The organism is Phycisphaerae bacterium (genome assembly GCA_019636475.1).
GTDB lineage: Bacteria > Planctomycetota > Phycisphaerae > UBA1845 > UTPLA1 > JADJRI01.
The window spans coordinates 172,081-191,447 of record JAHBXN010000003.1 but is presented as its reverse complement, the minus strand read 5'-3'; the positions used below and the strand labels follow the sequence as shown (position 1 = coordinate 191,447).

The window sequence follows — 19,367 nt, the reverse complement described above, 5'->3', positions numbered from 1 at the left end:
ATCGTCAGATCCAACCAACGGAGTAATCGTAGCACATCCGGCCCTGAATACAAGTGTGAATCGGAGCTATAAATGGGGGCCGCGCAAATGAGGTGCCGTTTACGCCCCCGAAACGCCTGTCGGTATGCCGGCAGCGATCGGGGTGGACGGTGGCTTCGCTGCACGATCGAAGCGATTCAATCTGCCCATGCACGCATTCGCGAAGAAACGCCATGGATTCGCCATGAAAGGCCAAATTGCGGCTGCCCGGGCCAAATCGGCGGCGGCAGCCAGCCGATTGCCTTTCTCAAGATAATGCATACCGGCCCGTTCATGGACGCGAGCGCGGGCCCGTCGAAGCAGGCGGCCGGAACGATCGAGTTCGTGAAATAGCGCCAGATAGTCGTTTATGAACTCGATCATCGCCTGCCGCATGGTCTCGGGATTGCCAAAACTGGCAGGACCGGGGCGCTGGCGCACGAGTGCGTGCGGCAGAATCAAACCCTGAAAACGAGCCAGCAGGTCGATTGCGAGCCGCCGATCCTCCGAGAGCTTTCCCGGAGCAAATCCGGCGATGGCCTCGAAGGCGTCGCGTCTAATGAGGATTGAAGAGCACAGACCGGTGAAGATGTTACGGACGAGGAGTTCGCGTCGAAGCGTTCGGGGGTCGAGGCTTCCGGTCCATTCGTATTTGTAGTATTGGTTCTCTCTCCGCGACCACGACAGCACGGCGGACAGGACGAATGTCGCTTCCGGATTCTGGAGCATCGCCGTTACTTGCAGTTCCAGCTTTTGAGGCTCCCAGACATCGTCGGCATCGAGAAACGCAAGCAGATCGCCACACGAAGCCGCAGCGCCGCTATTTCGGGCGACCGAAGCGCCGGCGTTCTCCTGCCGAATGCAGCGAACGGATTCAGGGAAGCGTCGGCAGACGCCCTGTGTGTCGTCAGTGCTGCCGTCATCCACAATGATGATTTCATCCGGGGCATAGGTCTGGTTCAGGACCGATTCGATTGCATCCGGCAGCGTCGCGGCGGAGTTGTAGGTCGGGATGATGACGGAGACTGTCGGTCGTTCGGCGCCGGCATCGCAATCGCCGGGCGTAACCTGTGCTATCGCGGTGTGGTGACTCATGGATTCACTGGGTGTCACATGGATGCGCCGTTGTTACGGGATGCATCGGCATTCCACGTTGCGAGGCTGGAGTTTTGAAGGGGGTGTGCAATGGAATCCAGAAGTACTTTGGACCGGCGGCGGAGGACCCAAAACGTTGCGACCCGCTCTCTTGAAGATCCATCTTCAATCGAGCGGGTCGCAAACTCAATCTGTTGCCACGGTTCCGCAGTTGTGGTGAACCACAAATCTCTCGAGTCGAGTTGAATTCGCCGCAACCGGGCCGTGCTTCTGCGCCGGAAGACCTGCAAGATAATAAGAAATCGCGCGAGTTCAACAAAAAATCAGCTGCGGAAGCAATTCACAACCCGCATGTATCACTTATGCGCTTCTGGATTTTTCTAAGGTGTTTCTTCACGACAGGTAGCGAGCGATCCGGCGCGCGCAGCGACTGAGAAGAAAAATCGGCGGGCGATGGAATTCACAGGGTGGTCGCCATCCCTTCGATCGCGGCGATTGACTCGGCTCGGGACGAACGACGCCAAAATGCGCGATGAATCAGCCACTTTGGCAGGATCGATTTCGGAATTTACCAAAGCTCAACGTTTGCTACTCTCCCGACGGGAGCATTGCACTGAGGTAAGTAATGAAGTCCGATTTGGTCAGCACGCCTACGGGCTTGCCATGGTCGGTCACGATGATCGCCGAGGCGCCGAGCGAAAGCGCCTTGAATCCCCTGTCGACTTCGGCGAATCGTTCCATTTTGGGGAACGGGGATCCCATGACGTCGCCGACCTGCTTGTGCGCGATATCGACGTGGTCGAAGACAAGCTGCATGGCGGTCACTTCCTGCATCGAGCCCACGATGTTCCCATCGCGATCGGACACAGGCACCTGCGAGATTCCGTTCCGACGCATGAGGTCAATCGCCTTGCGGACGGTGTCCCGGCGATCGACCGTGAGAATGGCGTCGGTTTCCCCTTTGGAATCGAGCACATCGCCGATGCTCATTCCACGGCCCGGCACATCAAGAAATCCGAACTGCTGCATCCATTCGTCGTTGTAAATCTTGCTCAAGTAGGCGCGACCGGTATCGGGCAAGAGCACGACGACGAGCTTGTCGGCGGGCAGATCCTCGGCGACTCTCAAGGCGGCGCAAACCGCCGTTCCGCACGAGCCGCCGACCAGGATTCCTTCCTCCCTTGCGAGTCTCCGCGCCATGGTGAATGAATCCCTGTCGCTGACTGGGATCACCTGATCGACGATCTTAAGGTCGACGGTACGCGGGACGAAATCCTCGCCGATTCCCTCGACCTTGTATGACTTGGGCATGGCACCCGGCGTGTAGATGGATCCCTCCGGGTCAGCGCCGATGATCTTGATATTCGGGTTTTTCTCCTTGAGGTACTTCGCGGTTCCGCTGATGGTGCCGCCGGTTCCGATGCCGGCGACGAAGTAATCGAGCCGGCCGTCGGTCTGCTCCCAGATTTCGGGGCCGGTCGAGTAATAATGTGCGGCCGGATTATTGGGATTTTCGAACTGATTCGGCTGAAACGCACCTGGGATTTCGGCGGTGAGCCGGTTCGCGACGTTATAGTAGCTTTCCGGATTGTTCGCTCCGACCGTCGGCACTGTCACGGTTTCGGCACCATAGGCACGCAGGAGTGCAAACTTTTCGGGAGCCATCTTATCAGGCATGACCAGTATGCACCGATAGCCCTTGACGGCGGCCGCCATGGCGAGGCCCGTGCCGGTATTCCCGCTCGTCGGCTCGATAATCGTTCCTCCGGGTTTGAGCAAACCGGCCTTTTCGGCCTCTTCGATCATGCGCATGGCCGGCCGATCCTTTACGGATCCCCCCGGGTTGAAGTACTCGACCTTGGCTGCGAGTGTGCACCTGAGGCCATTGGAAACTCGATTCAGCCTGATGAGCGGGGTCTTCCCGATGCACTCGAGAATGCTGTTGCGGATGTCCATGATGGGGCGACCTTGGAATTTGCGGAGAATGGTCCGGTTTTGATCGCCGAGATGAGGGGTTCGGCGAACCAGCGCGAAATCCTTCTCGCGAAGGGCGTTTTTTCGCGCTGTGCGATATCTGAAACTAGCGGCGTGCGGCGGGTGATGTCAAGCGGCATGGCGATCTGTATGCAGCAGCCGGGCAGGCATGTTTGCAACGGGAGGCGCGAATCGGAATAATGGACGCTGGTCATCGAATGAATGCTCCGAAGGAGGCTCCGGCCTTGAAACCACTCACTGCATCCACGGCACTGGATCGAACCTTCCTGGAGACCCGGTGCAAGCTGCTCGAAATTGCGGCCAATCTGGACCGAATCGCAAGAGGGGAAAATGCCGCAGCGGCGGTTTCGGATCCTCGATACCGCCGAATTCGCGAGGCCCTGAGTTTGCTGGTCGATTCGGGGCCGACCGACCGTGACCGGGCGGAGCAGGTGCAGCAGTTGTTCTCGCAGGCTTACGATCCGTCCTGGCAGGAGAAATAGGCGACCTGCTGATCTCGATCGTGTCGCTCGAATCCCAAGCCGACGATTTCAAATGAACTACATCGATCCGCACATTCACATGATTTCCCGGCTCACCGATGATTACGAACGGCTTGCGCATGCCGGGTGCGTTGCAGTGAGCGAACCCGCATTCTGGGCTGGATTCGATCGGGGAAGTTCCCTGGCTTTCCGGGATTACTTTCGGCAACTGACGGAGCATGAACCGAAGCGGGCCGCACAATATGGTATTCAGCATTTCTGCTGGTTGTGCATCAACGCGAAGGAAGCGGAGAACGTGTCACTCTCGCGAGAAGTGATCGCGATGATTCCGGACTACCTGGAGCGGCCCAACGTACTGGGCATCGGCGAAATCGGACTGAACAAGAACACGCGGAATGAGGCAACAATCTTCGCCGAGCATCTCGAACTGGCCGCTGTTCGCGATGAGCTGGTTCTGATTCATACGCCGCATCTAGAAGACAAGTACAAGGGGACTCGGATGATCCTCGACATGCTCAGAAATGAGTCGCGGCTGCGTCCGGAGCGCGTGCTGGTTGATCATGCCGAGGAGCACACGATCAAACATATTCTGGACGCAGGGTTCTGGTGCGGCATGACGCTGTATCCGGTGACGAAGTGTACGCCGCAGCGCGCGGCCGACATGGTTGAGCGGTATGGCACCGAGCGAGTCATGGTCAATTCGGCCGGCGACTGGGGACCGTCCAATCCGATGGCGGTGCCTGCGTTCATGCTGGAGATGCGTCTTCGCGGGCACGCCGAAGCCGAGATTGCCCGTGTGGTTTACGAGAATCCGCTGAAATTCTTTCGGCAATGTCGAAGATTCTCATGGGCACCCCGGCGGTGATCGACGGTTCATCCTCTTGGCCGGGTGGTTTTCCGACAGGCGAGGATGCTGGACATTCGCGGAGTCCGGATCGACAATCCGCGTTTTCCAATGAGTGATCGGCCTTCCAATCCGACCGCGGAAAACTCGACTGAACCCGGACCGATCGTGCGCGCGGTGGAGTATGTCGGTGGATTGACCGACAGTCAGATCAAAAAGACAATCGATGTCGTTGCATTTATCGGGGGAGCGACTGCGCTTTGCGGCAGCACGCTGGCGTGGATCCACCGCATGGTGTTCCGCCGTGACGCGCGGATCGGACTGGACCATATCTACACTCAAATGGTGCGGGTCGGCATCAAGAGCATCCCAATTATTTTTCTGGTTGAGATATTCATCGGGATCATCCTGTGTCTTCAGATGGCGCCGACATTGAAATGGTATGGTCAGTTGGAGCGCGTCGCGGATATCGTCGCGGTGGCGATGTTCCGAGAATTGGGCCCGCTGCTCGCGGGCATCGTGCTTTCAGGGTTTGCCGGTGCAAGCATCGCGGCTGAGTTGGGGACGATGGTTGAAGGCGAGGAAATCAAGGCGCTGCGTGCGACGGCGTTGAATCCAATTCGGTTTCTTGTCGTGCCAAGATTTCTGGCGACGGTCATCATGCTGACGCTGCTCACGGTATTGGCGGATGTCATCGGCGTGCTGGGCGGATTCCTGACGTCGGTTTTCATCCTTGATTTGTCCGCGGACCAGTACATCAGCTACACCCGGGCCGCGGTGCTGCCGAGGGATTTTCTGGGCGGGATCTTCAAGGCGGGCGTATTTGGCGCGATGATCGCGCTGATCGCCTGTCATGAGGGATTGAACGTGCGAGGCGGCGCGGCAGGTGTCGGGCAGGCGACGACGAACACGGTTGTCAAGTCGATCGTCGCGTTGATCACGGCCGATGTGATATTCACCGCGCTGTTCTACGCATTCGGGATCTGACGCTTCGGGCGCCGCTCTTCCCGGGAAGATTGACCCGCGAAGTGTGGACCTGTGCTGACGCGGATTTCTCGTAATCGTCGCCGACCCTATAATGCCGACGCATGATCGTCGCGCTTGCACAGATCAATCCGCTGGTTGGCGACCTCGCCGGCAACTCCCGCAAGATTCTCGATTTCGTGCGCCAGGCGCAGTCGGGCGGCGCCACGGCTGTCCTGTTTCCTGAGTTGTCGATCTGCGGCTATCCGCCGAAGGACCTCCTATTGAAGGAGAGTTTCATCGATGCCGGCATCGCGGCAGTGCACGCGATTGCCTCAGAGATCGGAGCGTGTATCGACGTTTTTGTGGGGTGTGTCGATCGGAGTGAATCTCGCATCGGCCGGCCGATCTGTAACTCCCTGTGGCAACTGCGCGACGGCGCGGTGATCGGACGGTTTCATAAGTCGCTTCTGCCGACGTACGACGTGTTTGACGAACACCGCTATTTCGAGCCATCAGACCATGCTGGTATCGCCGAGCTGCGCGGCAGGGATGGTGCGGTGCTGGCGGGCATTACGATATGCGAAGATCTCTGGACGGGATCTGATCTTTTCGGTCGGTCACTGTACCGGCGCGCTCCGGTGGATGAATTTGCTGGGCGCGGGATTGACCTGATCCTGAACGCATCTGCATCGCCTTATGTGGTGAATAAGCAGAAGTTTCGTGAACACTTGATGGCCGGGCATGCGCGTGCCAAGGGATTGCCACTGCTGCTGGCGGCGCAGGTGGGTGGCAACGACGAACTGGTGTTCGACGGTGCGAGCATGGCATTTGACGGCACGGGGAAACTGATCGCGCGAGCCAGGGCTTTCGCCGAGGATCTGTTGTTTGTTGATATCGCCCGTCCGGAGTTGAATCGAATCGAGCCCTATCCCGATCCGATCGCGTCGGTTTGGGATGCACTGGTATTGGGAACCCGTGACTACGTCAGGAAATGCGGATTTCGCGAGGTGGTGATCGGGCTTTCAGGCGGCATCGATTCGGCGGTCACGGCGGCGATTGCGACGGAGGCGCTGGGCTCTGGTTGCGTGCATGGCGTTGCCATGCCGTCGCGTTACAGCAGCGAACACAGCGTGAAGGACTCGGAAGACCTTGCTGCGAATCTGGCTATCGATTTTCGCATCGTTCCGATCGGGCGAATCCACGACATGTTTGATGAGCAGCTTGTGCGATTGTTCGTGGGGCGGAAGCCTGACACCGCAGAAGAAAATGTGCAGGCGAGAATTCGTGGCGCGATTCTCATGGCACTGTCGAATAAATTTGAGTGGCTGCTGCTTACGACCGGCAACAAGAGTGAGATCGCGGTGGGCTACTGCACGCTCTATGGCGATATGTGTGGGGGACTGGCCGCACTCTCTGATGTGCCGAAGACGATGGTGTACCAACTCGCGAACCATGCGAACACGCGGGCGGGGCGCGACATCATTCCTCGCTCGTCGATTACGAAGCCGCCATCCGCGGAATTGCGGCCGGATCAGACCGATCAGGACTCTCTGCCGCCCTATGATCTGCTCGATTCAATTCTGCATGCCCATGTGGAGTTGGATCGATCTGGAGCGGAAATTGTCGCTTCGGGCATTGACGAGTCTGTTGTGACTTATGTACTACGATTGGTTGCGCGAAATGAATACAAGCGCCAACAACTTGCGACCGGGTTGAAGGTTACGAGTCGGGCGTTTGGGGCGGGACGTCGCATGCCGATTGCAGCAAAGCTCATATAGCAACTTGGATAAATCGTTTCCAGGGCAAAATTGGGGCTGCCGTGGCCGAGGGCATCGTGCGCATTTTGCGCGCAGGCGACACGCGTGTCGTGCCGGTGGCGTTTGGATGACCGGTTCCGATTCCTGTTGCAGGCACTCACATGAATAAAATTGTGGGACCGTCTTTTGCGACACGGAGGGTAGCGATAGCCCGAGTGTTGCCCATCTGTCATAGATTGTCTAACCTACCGAACTGGAGAGTGGTGGCAAGTTTGCCATTACCAATGGTCTCAGTTCACCTGGACTCAGAGGAGGAATTCAACCATGAAGCGTCAAATCGCATTGCTGACGAGCGTTATCCTAATCAGTTGTGTCGGCGCAGAGTGCCCGAACAACAACAATAATAACAACAACGGCAACTCCAATAACAACAACAATAATAACAACAACAATGATTCGCGTGTAATACTCAATATCGTCAAGCTCACAACACCCTCGACCACGCAGCGCGGGCCGGCGGTGGGTGACGGCGTTCTGGCGTTCAATGCCAACGGAAATGCGACGCTTGCATGGCTGCGCGCCGGGGAGACTCAGCCGATGGATGTGCCGGCACCTTCCGGGATGGACAATGATACTTCGGCATTCGAATTCGCTGGAAAGAAGCTGGTTGTCCGTGATCGTACCAGCGGCTCGCTCTATGTTTTTGACACTGAGACCGAGCAGGTGGCCGCGATGCCTGCCGCGTCGATTAACATGGGAGGCTCCGGCGGGCCGAATCTGTGGGCAGCGGAAGGAAACGTGGTCGCGACCGTAAATTCAACCGTGACGACACAGAATGGTGCCGGATTGCGAGTGAAGATGGTGGACATCTCTGACATTAATAACTTCGTCATTACTCCATTCTCCAACAATCCGGGAACGAGCAACCCCAGTGCGATCGACGTTGATGCGGCGGGACGGCGGATCGTCGTTCGGACGAACGACACTTTCTATGTCTACGACATGGATAACCCGGGCAACGCGCCTGATGAGTTCACAAGATCGTCGCTCAACGGAGGCACCGGGGACAACGATGTTCAGATCGAAGGGGCCACAGTTGCCTTCTTCGACGACAACGAGAGCTTCACCCTTCTGGACCTCGTCGGCGGCACGTTCAGCCAGCCGACCCGCAACCCGGGCCGCGCCGGCCGGGGCCTCTTTTTCGAGGAGAGCCGGTTTGCCTATTTTGCGAAGCAGACCGCGGATGACGGCAGCAACATTTCGGTGCTCAACCGATGCCTTGCCGGTGACACCAGTGACATTTCTTCGCTGATTGATCCCACCGGTTTGTTCGTCAACGGCGAAAATGCCAGCGACGGGCGATGGGGCTTCGGCGCGACGGCCGACATCTCTCCGAATGGCCGGTGGATCTTTGTGGCGGGCGAGACGATCGTGGATGTGAATACCCAGGAGCGTCTGTACCTGAGCGAAGATGGCGGAGACTTTATTCCCGTGGCGGATTCGTCGGATCCGTTCAACGTGATTCGGGCAGCGGGTGTCTCGTGCAGCAACAACCTTGTCGCATTTCTGATACCGGTGGATCCGGACGCCGTGATCAGCGCCGTGACGGTCGGATACGCCGAACTGCCGCCTCCGTGAGCCGTTGAAGCACTGGATACCGTTCAGATCGGTTGAAAAACCGAAGACCCTGGCGCGCGAGCGGATTACTCCGCTCGCGCGTTTGTTTATGCCGGAAAGACGGAAACCGTTGCGAGTGGGTCAGTCAGGGATCTTAAGGGCAAGTATTTCCTTGTCCGGATTGCGGGCGAATCGATCCTTGCAGCCGGCGTTGCAGAAGTGCATCCTGTATTCACCGACGACCAGCTCGTGATCCTGCTTACCGTCCATGCCGAGCGCGCATCCGGCGCAGCGCGTGATGATTTTGTCCGTTTTTCCGTCCACGGCATCGGCTTTTGCCAATACCACCGCAACGGCGGACGCGGATTCCGGGGAAGCGGGCACGGGTTCGCTTTTTTTCGAATCGCATCCGATCAGCAGGGTGGCCGTCAAGCAGATCAATGCAATCGGCCGAATCATTGGTGGGTGTTGAATCAGCATAATTGGTTCTCCTGTTGTCGTCGTCGCGGGTGTCCGCAACTCGAATTGCGACGACTGACCAGGCGCATGTTAGCATCGGTCGGGCTTTGCGCCTAACTTTGATCGAACCTCGTGAATCGCGTGTCGTATTGAGAAGGACCCCGGCGACCGGATGCGCCGGTGAGAATCTCGAAAGGAGTCCTTGTTATGAAGATCTGGTTCGTATTTTCCGCAATTACTTCATCTGTTTGTGTTCTGGCCATGGATTCGAAGCCGCCGACGGTTACTCCCGACCCGTCTGTGGAGCGTGCGGCGGTGGCCGGACTGCGGCGGATCGACTTCAAGTCGCATTTCGGGCGCTTTGAGGGATGCTTTGTTCTGAAGAGCCTCGATGACGAGTGGACGCTCCGATACAACGACGATCGGTGTGCCAGGCGTTTCGCACCCTGCTCGACGTTCAAGATCATGACTTCTCTCATAGGGTTGGAGACCGGCGTGCTGACGGGGCCTGAGCACGCGATGAAATGGGACGGCACGCCCCAGAGCCGCAAGGTCTGTGAGGCGGATCAGACGCTCGCCACTGCGATTCGCGATTCAGTGGTGTGGTACTTCCAACGGGTGGTTGAAGCGATCGGTGAGGAAAGAATGCAGAAGTACCTCGATGAATGTGAGTACGGCAATCGCGACCAGAGCGGCGGCCTGACGAAATTCTGGATTCAGTCTTCCCTCGAAATATCGGCAAATGAGCAGCTTCGCTTTCTGGAGCGGCTTTACAGGAACGAGTTGTCGTTCGGGACGAAGACAGTGCAGACAGTCAAGCGGCTCTTTGAATATCGCCAAAGCGACGACTGGATTCTGAGTGGGAAGACCGGAACCGGAGGAGGTGCAGGCAAGTCGGACAAGACAATTCTCGGCTGGTACGTTGGGCACGTTCGGCGGGGCGACCGCAACTATGTGTTTGCGACAAATATCTCGGGCGACGATGCCATGGGGCTAAAAGCGAGAGGCATTACCGCGGACATTCTGCGCGACCTGGGTCTCATTGAGTTCAGCGGTTCATTCGAATGACGCACCGGAGGATCTGCGCACGGTCCTGACATGGACGGTTATTGCCTTGTTAGATAGGATGTCGGCGAACTCCGTACGATGTGACGCGATGGGGTCGGAGGTGCGCCATGCTTGTTGAAACACTGCTCGAATCTGTTGCCCTTCGCGGTGACCGTCCGGCCGTAGCCGATCCATCCCAATCGCTGACCTATCGCGAGTTGCTGGGCCTTTCGCTCGTGATGCGCCGGCATGTTGCGGAATCCACTGAAAGGCCGAACGTTGGCATCATGCTGCCATCGACGACGGTTTGTGCGGCGACCGTGTATGGCGCCTTATGGGCCGGAAAGACCGTCGTACCGCTGAATTTCATGCTTCAGCCGGCCGAGGTGAAAGCCATCGTGGCCGACGCTGAGCTGGATGTCGTGTTCAGCACGAAGTTCTTCCGCGAACTTGCCGGATCGTTGTCCTGCAAAGTCATTTATGTCGAAGATCTGCCCTTGAAGGAGGAAGTTTCTGCGCTGGCCACCGCGCAGGCTTCAGGTTCGGCCGCGGCGCTTCCACAACCGCCGGACGTCAATCCGGACGATACCGCAGTACTGTTGTACACTTCGGGCACATCGGGCAAGCCGAAGGGCGTTTGCCAGACGTATGCCAACCTGCGATCAAACATCGATTCGTGCATCGAGCGGGCACGCCTGAAGTCAGAGCATCGTTTTCTCGGATTGGTGCCGTTGTTTCACAGCTTTGGGTTAACTGCCATGCTCCTGGTCCCGATCAGGCTTGGTGCTTCGGTTCATTATCTGCCGCGTTTCCAGCCGAATTCCGTGATCGATACAATCCGTGAACGGGAGATCAGCGTGACGATGCTGGTTGCCAGCATGTACGCGGCGCTCTTGCGCAGCAAGACGGGGGGGCCTGCCGATTTCAAATCGATTCAGTTCGCAATCGCCGGCGGCGAGGCGCTTCCTGATGCGGTGTATCACGCGTTCAGGTCTCGATTCGGGTTGGAGATACTCCAGGGCTACGGCATGAGTGAAGCTTCGCCGGTCGTGAGCCTCAATGTTCCCTGGGCGCACAAGGTCGGCACCGTTGGGCAGTCAATTCCCGGGGTCACGGTCGCGGCATTTGATGAAGAGTGCAGACAAGTCGCTCCAGGTGAGATCGGCGAGCTGTGGGTGAAGGGCCCGAATATCATGCGGGGGTACTACAAAAACCCTGCGGAGACGGCGGCGGTGCTGACAAGTGACGGATGGTATAAATCAGGCGACATGGGTACGGTGGACGCTGACGGATTCATCCGCATTACGGGTCGCAAGAAGGAGATGATCATCGTGGGGGGGGAGAATGTGTACCCGCGCGAGATCGAATCCGCGCTCGAGCAGCATTCCTCCGTAAGCGAGGCGGCAGTGGTTGGACAGAAGGATGCGTCCCGTGGTGAAGTTGTTGTCGCGTTTGTGATTCTGCATGAAACAGCTTCGGCGAATGAGATCGAATTGCGGGAATTCTGTCGCGACAAGATCGCCGGGTTCAAGATTCCGCGGAAGGTGATCATCGCCAGGGACCTGCCGCGCGGACCGACAGGCAAGATACTGAAGCGAAAACTCGCTGAACTCATTCCCTCCGGAACATGAACACATGCTGACGCGGCCGGGTCTGGCGACAATCGAACAATGGCGGGCCACGGCTTGCAGTGAATTGCTCGGCAAATTGCGAGCATTCTCCGCAGAATTCAGCTCGCTGCACGGCCGGCGGCTCGGCTCGAGCGCGACCTATTTTCGATACGATCCGCTTGATCATGGAATGCGGCGATGGGAGTATCCATTCCTCATCGAGCGGCTGACCGCGCTTGAAGGCGATCGACCGGTTCGTTTGCTTGACGCCGGAAGCGGGATGACATGTATTCCGTTTTTTGCGGCGCGAATGAATCCCTCTTTCGCCGTCGAAGCCTGCGACGCCGATCCGAATCTGCCGGCTGTATTCGATCGGATCAATCAATTCTGCCAAATGCCGAAGGTTGCCTTCACATCCGCGGATTTGCGGCGACTGCCGTATGAAGATCAACGATTTGATGCGGTGTTCTGCATGTCAGTGCTTGAGCATACCGCCGATTATCCAGAGATCGTGCGAGAATTCAGACGTGTCCTGCGGCCAGGCGGGCGATGCATTGTCACTTTCGATATTTCGCCGGACGGCCGAACAGATATTGAGCCGACCAGGGCTGAAGGCCTTCTTCGAGCGCTCTCGGATAATTTTCGAGGGGTGCCCGTCGGCGAACTCCTGCCGCTTGCGGAAAAGCTGCAAGCGCCCGGACTGCTGACGACCGAGTTTCTTCAGCGAGAATTCCCGAAATTGCTTCCCTGGCATATGACGTGGCGAATGTTTCTTGGGGCGATTCGGAGATCTCGCATGCCGCGGACGCCGTTTTATCAGATAGCGGTTTGCGGGCTAGAACTGACGGCGACATGACCGGCCACAGGTGGTTGACGATTGCCGCGGAGGGGCGGCTATTGACTTGTGCCGGCTGCACCTCGCGTCGTTCCCGTGATCCGTCGCAGCACCCCGAGATTCACGCGATCCCAATCACGTCCTCGTTCGTCCTCGCCTTTGGGTGTTTCCAGGATTCGCGGTACATGCGTTAATCTCGCATCATTCAGCAGATTCGCAAATCCGCGTTTTCCAATCAGGCCTTTTCCGATGTGCTCGTGACGATCGAGCCGGCTGCCCAGTTTGCCTTTCGAATCGTTCGTGTGAATGCACAGGACGCGATCGACACCGATTAACGAATCGATCCTGTCTACGAGGGCCGCACACGCATGCGGATCAGTCAGATCATATCCCGCGGCGAAGAGATGGCAGGTGTCGAGGCACACTCCCAATCGATCCGTCGCGTCGACGCCACCAAGCATTGCGGCGATCTGCTCGATCGTATTTCCGAGCGTCGTGCCTTGTCCCGCCGTCGTCTCCAGCAGGACGGGGCATTTGAAACCGCTGGTACGCTTATGAACCTCGTTCAGCGATCGGGCGATGGCGGCGATGCCCGCGACTTCTCCGGTGCCGACATGCGCGCCCGGATGCACGACAAGTCCTTGCAGGCCGAGCGATTCGCACCGTTGAAGTTCGTCAACGAGCGCCGCGACGCTTTTTGTCCGAAGCGTTTCATCGGGGGTCGCCAGATTCAGAAGGTAGGTGGCATGGGCGAATACCGGTCCGAGTCGCGAATCGCGCTCGGCGCGACGATAGTTTGCAATCTGCTCCTCGTTCAGCGGTGGGGCGGCCCACTGACGCTGATTCTTGACAAAGATCTGGAGGCAGTCACAGCCGACACGCACCGCTTCCGTGAATGCGTTCTGCAGTCCGCCTGCGGCCGAGACGTGTGAACCAAATTTCTGCGTCACGAAGACAATCCGTATATTGGCGAGAATTTCTCGCGGATGTATTTCAGGAATGGTGCGATGGACAATGGCGAGCCTGTGACCCGTTCAACCAGCTGCGCCGGGCGAAACCGCATTCCGTGTTCGTGAATGTTCTTCCGCAGCCATCCGAGGAGGCCCGCAAATTCGCCGCGACGGAACTGGTTCTCAAGATCGGGCATCTCTCGCAGGGCCGCCGCGTAGAACTGTGCGGCATAGAGATTTCCCAGTGCATAGGTCGGGAAGTATCCGAACGCGGCCATCGACCAATGAATGTCCTGAAGGCAGCCTTCGGCATCGCTGGAGGGCCTTACACCGAGCATTTGCTCAATTTTTGCGTTCCATGCGTCCGGCAAGTCCGCGACGTCGAGGCGTTTTTGCAGCAGGTCGCGTTCGATTTCGAACCTCAGAATGATGTGAAGATTGTATGTCACCTCATCGGCTTCGACGCGGATAAGTGAGGGAGACACCGTATTGATTGCGGCGTGGAACATGTCGAGCGTCACTTCGGCGAGGGCTTCGTGAAACACCGAACGACATTGTTCGTAAAATCTCTCCCAGAACGCGCGGCTCCGGCCAACCATGTTCTCCCACATCCTTGATTGCGATTCGTGAATTCCGAGGCTGGCTGCCTGCCCTCGCGGAGTGAAAACATGCTCGATCGGCAGCCCCTGTTCGTATAGGCCGTGCCCCGCCTCGTGCAGGGTTCCGAACATCGAGGCGGGAAGGAAGTCTTTGTAGTAGCGCGTCGTGAGCCGGACATCGCCGGGGTTGAAGCCGGAACAGAAGGGATGAGTCGATTCGTCGATACGCCCGCGCTTAAAGTCGAAGCCGACCGTCATGGCGCACTGACGCGTCCAGAGCCTCTGTCGTTCGACCGGATAATCACGCGAAAGGATGCTCGCGTCCGGCTTTCTCGGCGCATCGGCCAATTGCCTGACGAACTCCGAAAGCGGTCCTCGCAAGCTCTCGAAGAGTCGGCTGATTTCTGCAGCAGTCGCGCCCGGCTCAAATTCGTCAAGCAGCGCGTCGTATCGTTCGCCATTGTAGCCGACGCAATCGGCGACCTGCCGCTTGAGGTCGAGTAGTTCGGTCAGATGGGGGATAAACTTTGCAAATGCGGATTCCTTGCGAGCAGAGGCCCATGATTCCTTGGCCAGAGCGGAGACACGGGCGATGCGCTGAACCAATTCGGTGGGAATCTTGACTGCGCGATCGTACATGCGGCGAACTTCGCGGACATTGGTTTCCTGCGCTTCGTCGGCGGCCACGCCCTCCAAGCGGGTGAGCCAGTCCCCGACGCGCGGACTGATTCGGCGTTCGTGTGCGATCGCCGCAAGGAGTGAAAGTTGATCGGCCCTTTGAGTAAGCCCGCCTTCAGGCATGTTGACTTCGGCATCCCAGTCCAGCACTGAGGTTGTGGATTCGAGCATTCCTATTTCGCGGATATAGTCGGCAAACTCGTGGTATGGCGTTGACATGTCCATGCCCTCAGAATTCCGGCGTAATTGAAGCGTTCCGTTCAGATCCGGCCCGGAACGTAGCAGGGCAGATCGAGCGACGCCTTATTCAGCACGTATTGGACATCCTAGCGGGAAGGCTTCGGTGCGGAAATGGCGAGATCGTCCGGGCTGCGCGTTCTTGATAGTCGTTGCTTTGCGAGCCGGACCGCGCGGGACTCTGCATCGCATCCTATCCAACGACGTCCGAGCTGTTTTGCAGCGACCAGGGTCGTTCCGCTGCCGCAGAAGAAATCCGCGATTACATCGCCGGGGTTTGAACTCGCGCGGATAATCCGATCGAGCAGAGCCAGCGGCTTTTGCGTCGGCCAGCCGACACGCTCTGACGCGACCGTCGACAGGAATGGAATGTCCCAGACGTCCGTCAGTGCCGGTCCATTGACATTAAAGTACAATCGGCCGCGTTTCGTATTCTTGTAGGGCTTGCCGTTCTCGTCGTGATTCAGGCCATCAGTGCGATAGACACCTTCGCGAAGGACATTGAAAGTGTGATGGCCGATCCGCTTGGCGTACACCAGGATGGTATCATGCTTTCGGCCGAACCAGCTTCGCGAAACGCCTCCTGTTCGGTACTGCCAGATGACTTCGTTGAGAAAGCAGCGTTCTCCGAAGAGCGTATCGAGCAGCACGCGGGCATATGATGCGGCGCGGTAATCGAGATGCAGGTAGAGGGTGCCCTTCGGCGACAGAATGCGTCGGCACTCATCCAGACATGGCAACATGAATGCGAGAAACTGTTTGACTCCGCCTGTCCAGCGGTCGTCGTATCGTTCCCCTGATTTTCGGGATGTGCGCGTCGTCTGTGTGGCGAACGGAGGATCGAGATAAATCAAATCGACGGATGCGTTCGGCAGCAGGCCGGCGAAGGCCGTGGCCTCTGCGCAATAAACACCGTTGAATGCCGGTTGCTTTGCGGAAGCGCTCAAGGCAGTTCATCGGGCTTGATGCCCAGCGCCTCCATGCGTCGGTACAGGCGGCTTCTGGAAATGCCCATCAATTCCGCCGCTCGATTTCGCTGTCCGCCCGCGGATGCGAGTGCGCGAACGATCACGTTTCGCTCAAATCGCTCCAACTGCTGGTCGAGACGGAGTGAGCGCGCTGACGCTGCGGTTGAATCGTCGGCCGTAAACTCAATCAATTCATTGCCGGGGATGGGGGATGGATCTCCTGGAGCGCCCTCGTGTTGTTGAGCCGGTGGCCAATCCACTCCGCTGGCCGCGGCGATTGACTCCGCTCCGGTCAATTGACGGACGACGCCAATGACCAGCTGGGTCTGGTTGGCGTGGTTTTTCACGGCCGTGTAAATAGTCTCCACCCAGATAATTCGCGAGTCCTTGCGCGTCAGCGACATTTTCTGCTGCATCGAATGCCGTTGTCCATCAAAGATCAGGCGAGTGGGACAGAGAACACCAGACAAAGAGCGTCCGTGCCGATCGCGGCATTCGGTGAGTTCGCCGCATTGACACTTGCTACCGACAATGTCTTCGCTGGAATATCCAGTAATGCGTTCACAGGCCTGATTGAAGTAGGCATAAACGCCGCGCTGATCGACCAGAAAAACTCCGTCGCAGGCATCGGCCGCCAGTTGTTCGAGCGAACGCACTACTTCAGCCTGATGATTCATCATGGGGCGCTCCTTTGTCAATGTTGGTGGCCCGATACCCGGTAGATCGTATAAGAGTCGGTCCTGGCCGTTCGCAATCCGATCGACCGCATGCATTGACAACAAGATTCTAGCAGGACAATCGCGTCGGGGGTAGAAATTAAGTCTGTCGAATGATTGGAAATTTGGGCCGCGCGGGTCAATACTTAGTAAAGCGCTTCAAACGGAAACTCGGGGGCAACTGGGCCCAATCGTCTAAATGTCGCGATCCTGACACGCAAGCCGGTCAATAATTGTCAGGGCCCCGCGTGACTCGCGGTACGATGGTGTCGGGTTCGCGGCATTGAGTCACGACATCGGAGCGGGCGAATCCGAATTGCTCCCGAAGCGAGGCGAGCTTTGCCACTTCATCCGGGGGTAGTCCGCGCACGCCACCCATCTGATGCGCCATGTAAAGGACATGTGCACCATGTTCGAGCTTCTCCAGTTTATATAAAGCATCAAAGAGCGACTTGCCGATTGTGAACGATCCGTGGCGATCGAGGATCAGAGCGTCGAACCGATCGACCCATTCGGCGACGACAAGCGCGCCGTCGCGCGTGGCGGGCGTCGCATAGGCCGTGGTCGGAACACGGCCGAAAGCGATGATAATTTCGGGCAGCGCGCAGGGGTCGATGGTCATGCCGGCGAGCGTGAGTGCGATGGCTGTGGGAGGATGGGCGTGAATCGCGGCGTGGATTTCCGGGCGTCGCTCGTACGCGCAGAGATGCATCCAGCGTTCACTTGATGGTGCAGTTGAGCCGGGAAGGGGATCTCCACGGAGATTGATCGAGGCAATCTGATCGGGCTCAAGGCGACCCAGGCACGAGCCGCTCGGCGTAATCAGAATGCGTTCGAGTCCGAGCCGCGCGGAGATGTTGCCGTCCGTGCCCGCGACAAGTCCGGCCTGGTGCATTCGACGCCCGACATCACAGATGTCGCGCCTAATCTGCCATTCTCCTGCGTTCATGGTACCCACAGGATAGAGGATATCGGATCTCGTTCGTCGTCGAAAGGTGACTCTGCCGGGCGGACCATTGATCGAGATTCGCTCCGCCGCCCACCCATTCGGCGATGCGTTTGCCGAGCTGCGCCGGCAGAGCTAGCATTGCGTGTTGGCAGGCATTCGTCCGCGTTGAATTCAAGTCCGGGGCAACGATAGCTGGAGTGAATTTCATGAACAGAAAACCGCTTCGTGGGTCGAGGGTGTCCGTGGCAGCCCTTACGCTGGTTTCTTGGTATGCCACCGGATTGGTGGTGATGTCGACTTCAACTCTGCACGCGGAGGATTGGCCGAACTGGCGCGGCCCCCGATATGACGGATCGAGCGCAGAGACGAAGTTTGCTCGAAGCTGGACGGGCGAACGACCTCAACGATGGGAACGAAATCTGGGATCGGCCTACAGTGGTCTGACCGTCGTCGGTGACCGATTGTTCACCTGCGGTGTCGCCATGGAAACCAGTGAGCGCGGCAAGCCGGAACCCATGCAGGTGCTCTACTGCCTGCGAACAGCGGATGGCGAAGTCGCATGGAAATCGGTCATTGAGGACATCTTCCGAAATGAGTGGGGCGACGGCGCGCGTGGAACTCCGACTTACGACGACGGCCGCGTCTATATCATGGGTGCCAACGGCACGGTCGCTTGTTTCGACGCGAACGATGGGAAGAAATTGTGGGCGCGCAAGTATGATGAGCGGCCAATGTGGGGTTACTCCGGCTCGGTCCTGATTCGCGGCACACTCGCCATCGTCGCGACCGGTGGGAAGAAGGGGGCGCTTCGCGCGCTGGACAAATCGTCCGGGCGCGAAGTGTGGCGCTGCGGCGACGATGCATCGGCCGGCTACTCAACGCCGTATCCATTTACGTTTGAAAAAAAGGAGTATGTTATCTCGTTCCTGGGAACGTCGGCCATTGCGGCCGAAGTGACCAGCGGGCGCGAGGTCTTGCGGATTCCATGGAAGACCGACTGGAATGTCAATGCAGCGACACCCATTTATCATGACGGGCATTTGTGGCTGGGTTCCGGGTATCGGACGGGCTGCGCGGTCTATGCGCTGAAACCCGCCGGCGACAAGCTTGAGGCGAAGGAAGTTTGGAAGAGCAAGGTCATGCTCAACAAATTTCAGACACCGGTTCTGTTCGGCGGCAAGCTCTATGCGTTCGACGAGCGCGCGTTCAAGTGTGTCGATTTCATGACGGGCGAGCTTGATTGGAAGGAGCGCGGCCAGAACGGCACCGTGGTGCTGGCAGACGGAAACTTGATTACGCTGACGGAATCAGGCAAACTTCGGATCGGTCCGGCATCGCCGACGAAGTTTGAACCAACCGGCGAAGCGCAGATTCTGGACGATCGCTGCTGGACGGTTCCGACGCTGGTTGATGGGCGGCTTTATGCCCGGAATCTTGAGCGGGTTGTCTGCATCGATCTCTCTGAATCGCAGCCGGTCGACAGTGGGTCGCCGAAGTCTCATTGAGTGAGGTTCTTTGCCTGATGTGAGTCACTGCAATTCGGCT

The 19,367-nt window shown here is 58.0% G+C and carries 17 protein-coding genes; 9 read left to right on the top strand and 8 right to left on the bottom strand.

Annotated elements, in window-relative coordinates:
• Window positions 1–99: 99 nt before the first annotated feature.
• Window positions 100–1,113, bottom strand: a complete 1,014-nt coding sequence (locus tag KF841_06340; protein MBX3394969.1) for a glycosyltransferase family 2 protein — start codon at window positions 1,111–1,113, stop codon at window positions 100–102.
• A 588-nt stretch (window positions 1,114–1,701) separates the two neighbouring features.
• Entirely contained in the window at window positions 1,702–3,069 is a 1,368-nt protein-coding gene (locus tag KF841_06335) for a cystathionine beta-synthase (GenBank protein ID MBX3394968.1), read from the bottom strand.
• A 263-nt stretch (window positions 3,070–3,332) separates the two neighbouring features.
• Here KF841_06335 and KF841_06330 point away from each other — a divergent pair, with 263 nt between their 5' ends.
• From KF841_06330 to KF841_06310, 5 genes are all read left to right on the top strand, one after another.
• Window positions 3,333–3,590, top strand: coding sequence for a hypothetical protein (locus tag KF841_06330; protein ID MBX3394967.1), 258 nt, complete (start codon window positions 3,333–3,335; stop codon window positions 3,588–3,590).
• 52 nt (window positions 3,591–3,642) lie between these two features.
• A complete protein-coding gene (locus tag KF841_06325) occupies window positions 3,643–4,455 on the top strand; it encodes a TatD family hydrolase (protein ID MBX3394966.1) in 813 nt (270 codons plus the stop codon).
• A gap of 90 nt (window positions 4,456–4,545) precedes the next feature.
• The gene (locus KF841_06320; GenBank protein MBX3394965.1) at window positions 4,546–5,421 is read left to right on the top strand and encodes an ABC transporter permease; all 876 of its coding nucleotides are present in this window, start codon (window positions 4,546–4,548) and stop codon (window positions 5,419–5,421) included.
• A gap of 101 nt (window positions 5,422–5,522) precedes the next feature.
• Window positions 5,523–7,178 carry an NAD+ synthase gene (locus KF841_06315; GenBank protein MBX3394964.1) on the top strand — a complete coding sequence of 552 codons (1,656 nt, stop codon included), beginning with the start codon at window positions 5,523–5,525 and terminating at the stop codon, window positions 7,176–7,178.
• 303 nt (window positions 7,179–7,481) lie between these two features.
• Window positions 7,482–8,795, top strand: a complete 1,314-nt coding sequence (locus KF841_06310) for a hypothetical protein (protein ID MBX3394963.1) — start codon at window positions 7,482–7,484, stop codon at window positions 8,793–8,795.
• Between the two features lie 120 nt (window positions 8,796–8,915).
• Here KF841_06310 and KF841_06305 read toward each other — a convergent pair whose 3' ends face one another.
• Window positions 8,916–9,254, bottom strand: a complete 339-nt coding sequence (locus KF841_06305; protein MBX3394962.1) for a hypothetical protein — start codon at window positions 9,252–9,254, stop codon at window positions 8,916–8,918.
• A 186-nt stretch (window positions 9,255–9,440) separates the two neighbouring features.
• Here KF841_06305 and KF841_06300 point away from each other — a divergent pair, with 186 nt between their 5' ends.
• The 3 genes from KF841_06300 (at window position 9,441) to KF841_06290 (ending at window position 12,746) form a co-directional block, all read left to right on the top strand.
• A complete protein-coding gene (locus KF841_06300) occupies window positions 9,441–10,301 on the top strand; it encodes a class D beta-lactamase (protein ID MBX3394961.1) in 861 nt (286 codons plus the stop codon).
• A 107-nt stretch (window positions 10,302–10,408) separates the two neighbouring features.
• Window positions 10,409–11,911, top strand: coding sequence for an AMP-binding protein (locus tag KF841_06295; protein ID MBX3394960.1), 1,503 nt, complete (start codon window positions 10,409–10,411; stop codon window positions 11,909–11,911).
• A gap of 4 nt (window positions 11,912–11,915) precedes the next feature.
• Entirely contained in the window at window positions 11,916–12,746 is an 831-nt protein-coding gene (locus KF841_06290; GenBank protein ID MBX3394959.1) for a methyltransferase domain-containing protein, read from the top strand.
• Window positions 12,747–12,784: 38 nt separating this feature from the next.
• Here the strand turns inward: KF841_06290 and KF841_06285 are convergent, their stop codons facing one another.
• The 5 genes from KF841_06285 to KF841_06265 form a co-directional block, all read right to left on the bottom strand.
• On the bottom strand, window positions 12,785–13,675 hold the full coding sequence (locus tag KF841_06285; protein ID MBX3394958.1) for a deoxyribonuclease IV: 891 nt from the start codon (window positions 13,673–13,675) through the stop codon (window positions 12,785–12,787).
• Window positions 13,672–15,171: a carboxypeptidase M32 gene (locus tag KF841_06280; protein ID MBX3394957.1), complete on the bottom strand. Its 1,500-nt coding sequence runs from the start codon at window positions 15,169–15,171 to the stop codon at window positions 13,672–13,674. The genes KF841_06285 and KF841_06280 overlap by 4 nt, the downstream gene beginning before the upstream one ends.
• Before the next feature lie 107 nt (window positions 15,172–15,278).
• Complete coding sequence (locus KF841_06275; protein MBX3394956.1) at window positions 15,279–16,136, bottom strand: site-specific DNA-methyltransferase; 858 nt, start codon at window positions 16,134–16,136, stop codon at window positions 15,279–15,281.
• The gene (locus tag KF841_06270) at window positions 16,133–16,561 is read right to left on the bottom strand and encodes a hypothetical protein (protein ID MBX3394955.1); all 429 of its coding nucleotides are present in this window, start codon (window positions 16,559–16,561) and stop codon (window positions 16,133–16,135) included. Before KF841_06270 ends, KF841_06275 begins: the two co-directional genes overlap by 4 nt.
• Before the next feature lie 538 nt (window positions 16,562–17,099).
• Entirely contained in the window at window positions 17,100–17,822 is a 723-nt protein-coding gene (locus tag KF841_06265) for a class II aldolase/adducin family protein (GenBank protein ID MBX3394954.1), read from the bottom strand.
• Between the two features lie 290 nt (window positions 17,823–18,112).
• Here KF841_06265 and KF841_06260 point away from each other — a divergent pair, with 290 nt between their 5' ends.
• Entirely contained in the window at window positions 18,113–19,327 is a 1,215-nt protein-coding gene (locus tag KF841_06260; GenBank protein ID MBX3394953.1) for a PQQ-binding-like beta-propeller repeat protein, read from the top strand.
• The last annotated feature ends 40 nt before the right edge of the window (window positions 19,328–19,367 follow it).

What these genes read in the sequence shown, in the direction of transcription:
- KF841_06340 (MBX3394969.1), bottom strand. Translation starts at nt 1,113, where the DNA reads ATGAGTCACCACACCGCGATAGCACAGGTTACGCCCGGCGATTGCGAT.
- KF841_06335 (MBX3394968.1), bottom strand. Translation starts at nt 3,069, where the DNA reads ATGGACATCCGCAACAGCATTCTCGAGTGCATCGGGAAGACCCCGCTC.
- KF841_06325 (MBX3394966.1), top strand. Translation starts at nt 3,643, where the DNA reads ATGAACTACATCGATCCGCACATTCACATGATTTCCCGGCTCACCGAT.
- KF841_06320 (MBX3394965.1), top strand. Translation starts at nt 4,546, where the DNA reads ATGAGTGATCGGCCTTCCAATCCGACCGCGGAAAACTCGACTGAACCC.
- KF841_06315 (MBX3394964.1), top strand. Translation starts at nt 5,523, where the DNA reads ATGATCGTCGCGCTTGCACAGATCAATCCGCTGGTTGGCGACCTCGCC.
- KF841_06310 (MBX3394963.1), top strand. Translation starts at nt 7,482, where the DNA reads ATGAAGCGTCAAATCGCATTGCTGACGAGCGTTATCCTAATCAGTTGT.
- KF841_06305 (MBX3394962.1), bottom strand. Translation starts at nt 9,254, where the DNA reads ATGCTGATTCAACACCCACCAATGATTCGGCCGATTGCATTGATCTGC.
- KF841_06300 (MBX3394961.1), top strand. Translation starts at nt 9,441, where the DNA reads ATGAAGATCTGGTTCGTATTTTCCGCAATTACTTCATCTGTTTGTGTT.
- KF841_06295 (MBX3394960.1), top strand. Translation starts at nt 10,409, where the DNA reads ATGCTTGTTGAAACACTGCTCGAATCTGTTGCCCTTCGCGGTGACCGT.
- KF841_06290 (MBX3394959.1), top strand. Translation starts at nt 11,916, where the DNA reads ATGCTGACGCGGCCGGGTCTGGCGACAATCGAACAATGGCGGGCCACG.
- KF841_06280 (MBX3394957.1), bottom strand. Translation starts at nt 15,171, where the DNA reads ATGTCAACGCCATACCACGAGTTTGCCGACTATATCCGCGAAATAGGA.
- KF841_06270 (MBX3394955.1), bottom strand. Translation starts at nt 16,561, where the DNA reads ATGTCGCTGACGCGCAAGGACTCGCGAATTATCTGGGTGGAGACTATT.
- KF841_06265 (MBX3394954.1), bottom strand. Translation starts at nt 17,822, where the DNA reads ATGAACGCAGGAGAATGGCAGATTAGGCGCGACATCTGTGATGTCGGG.
- KF841_06260 (MBX3394953.1), top strand. Translation starts at nt 18,113, where the DNA reads ATGTCGACTTCAACTCTGCACGCGGAGGATTGGCCGAACTGGCGCGGC.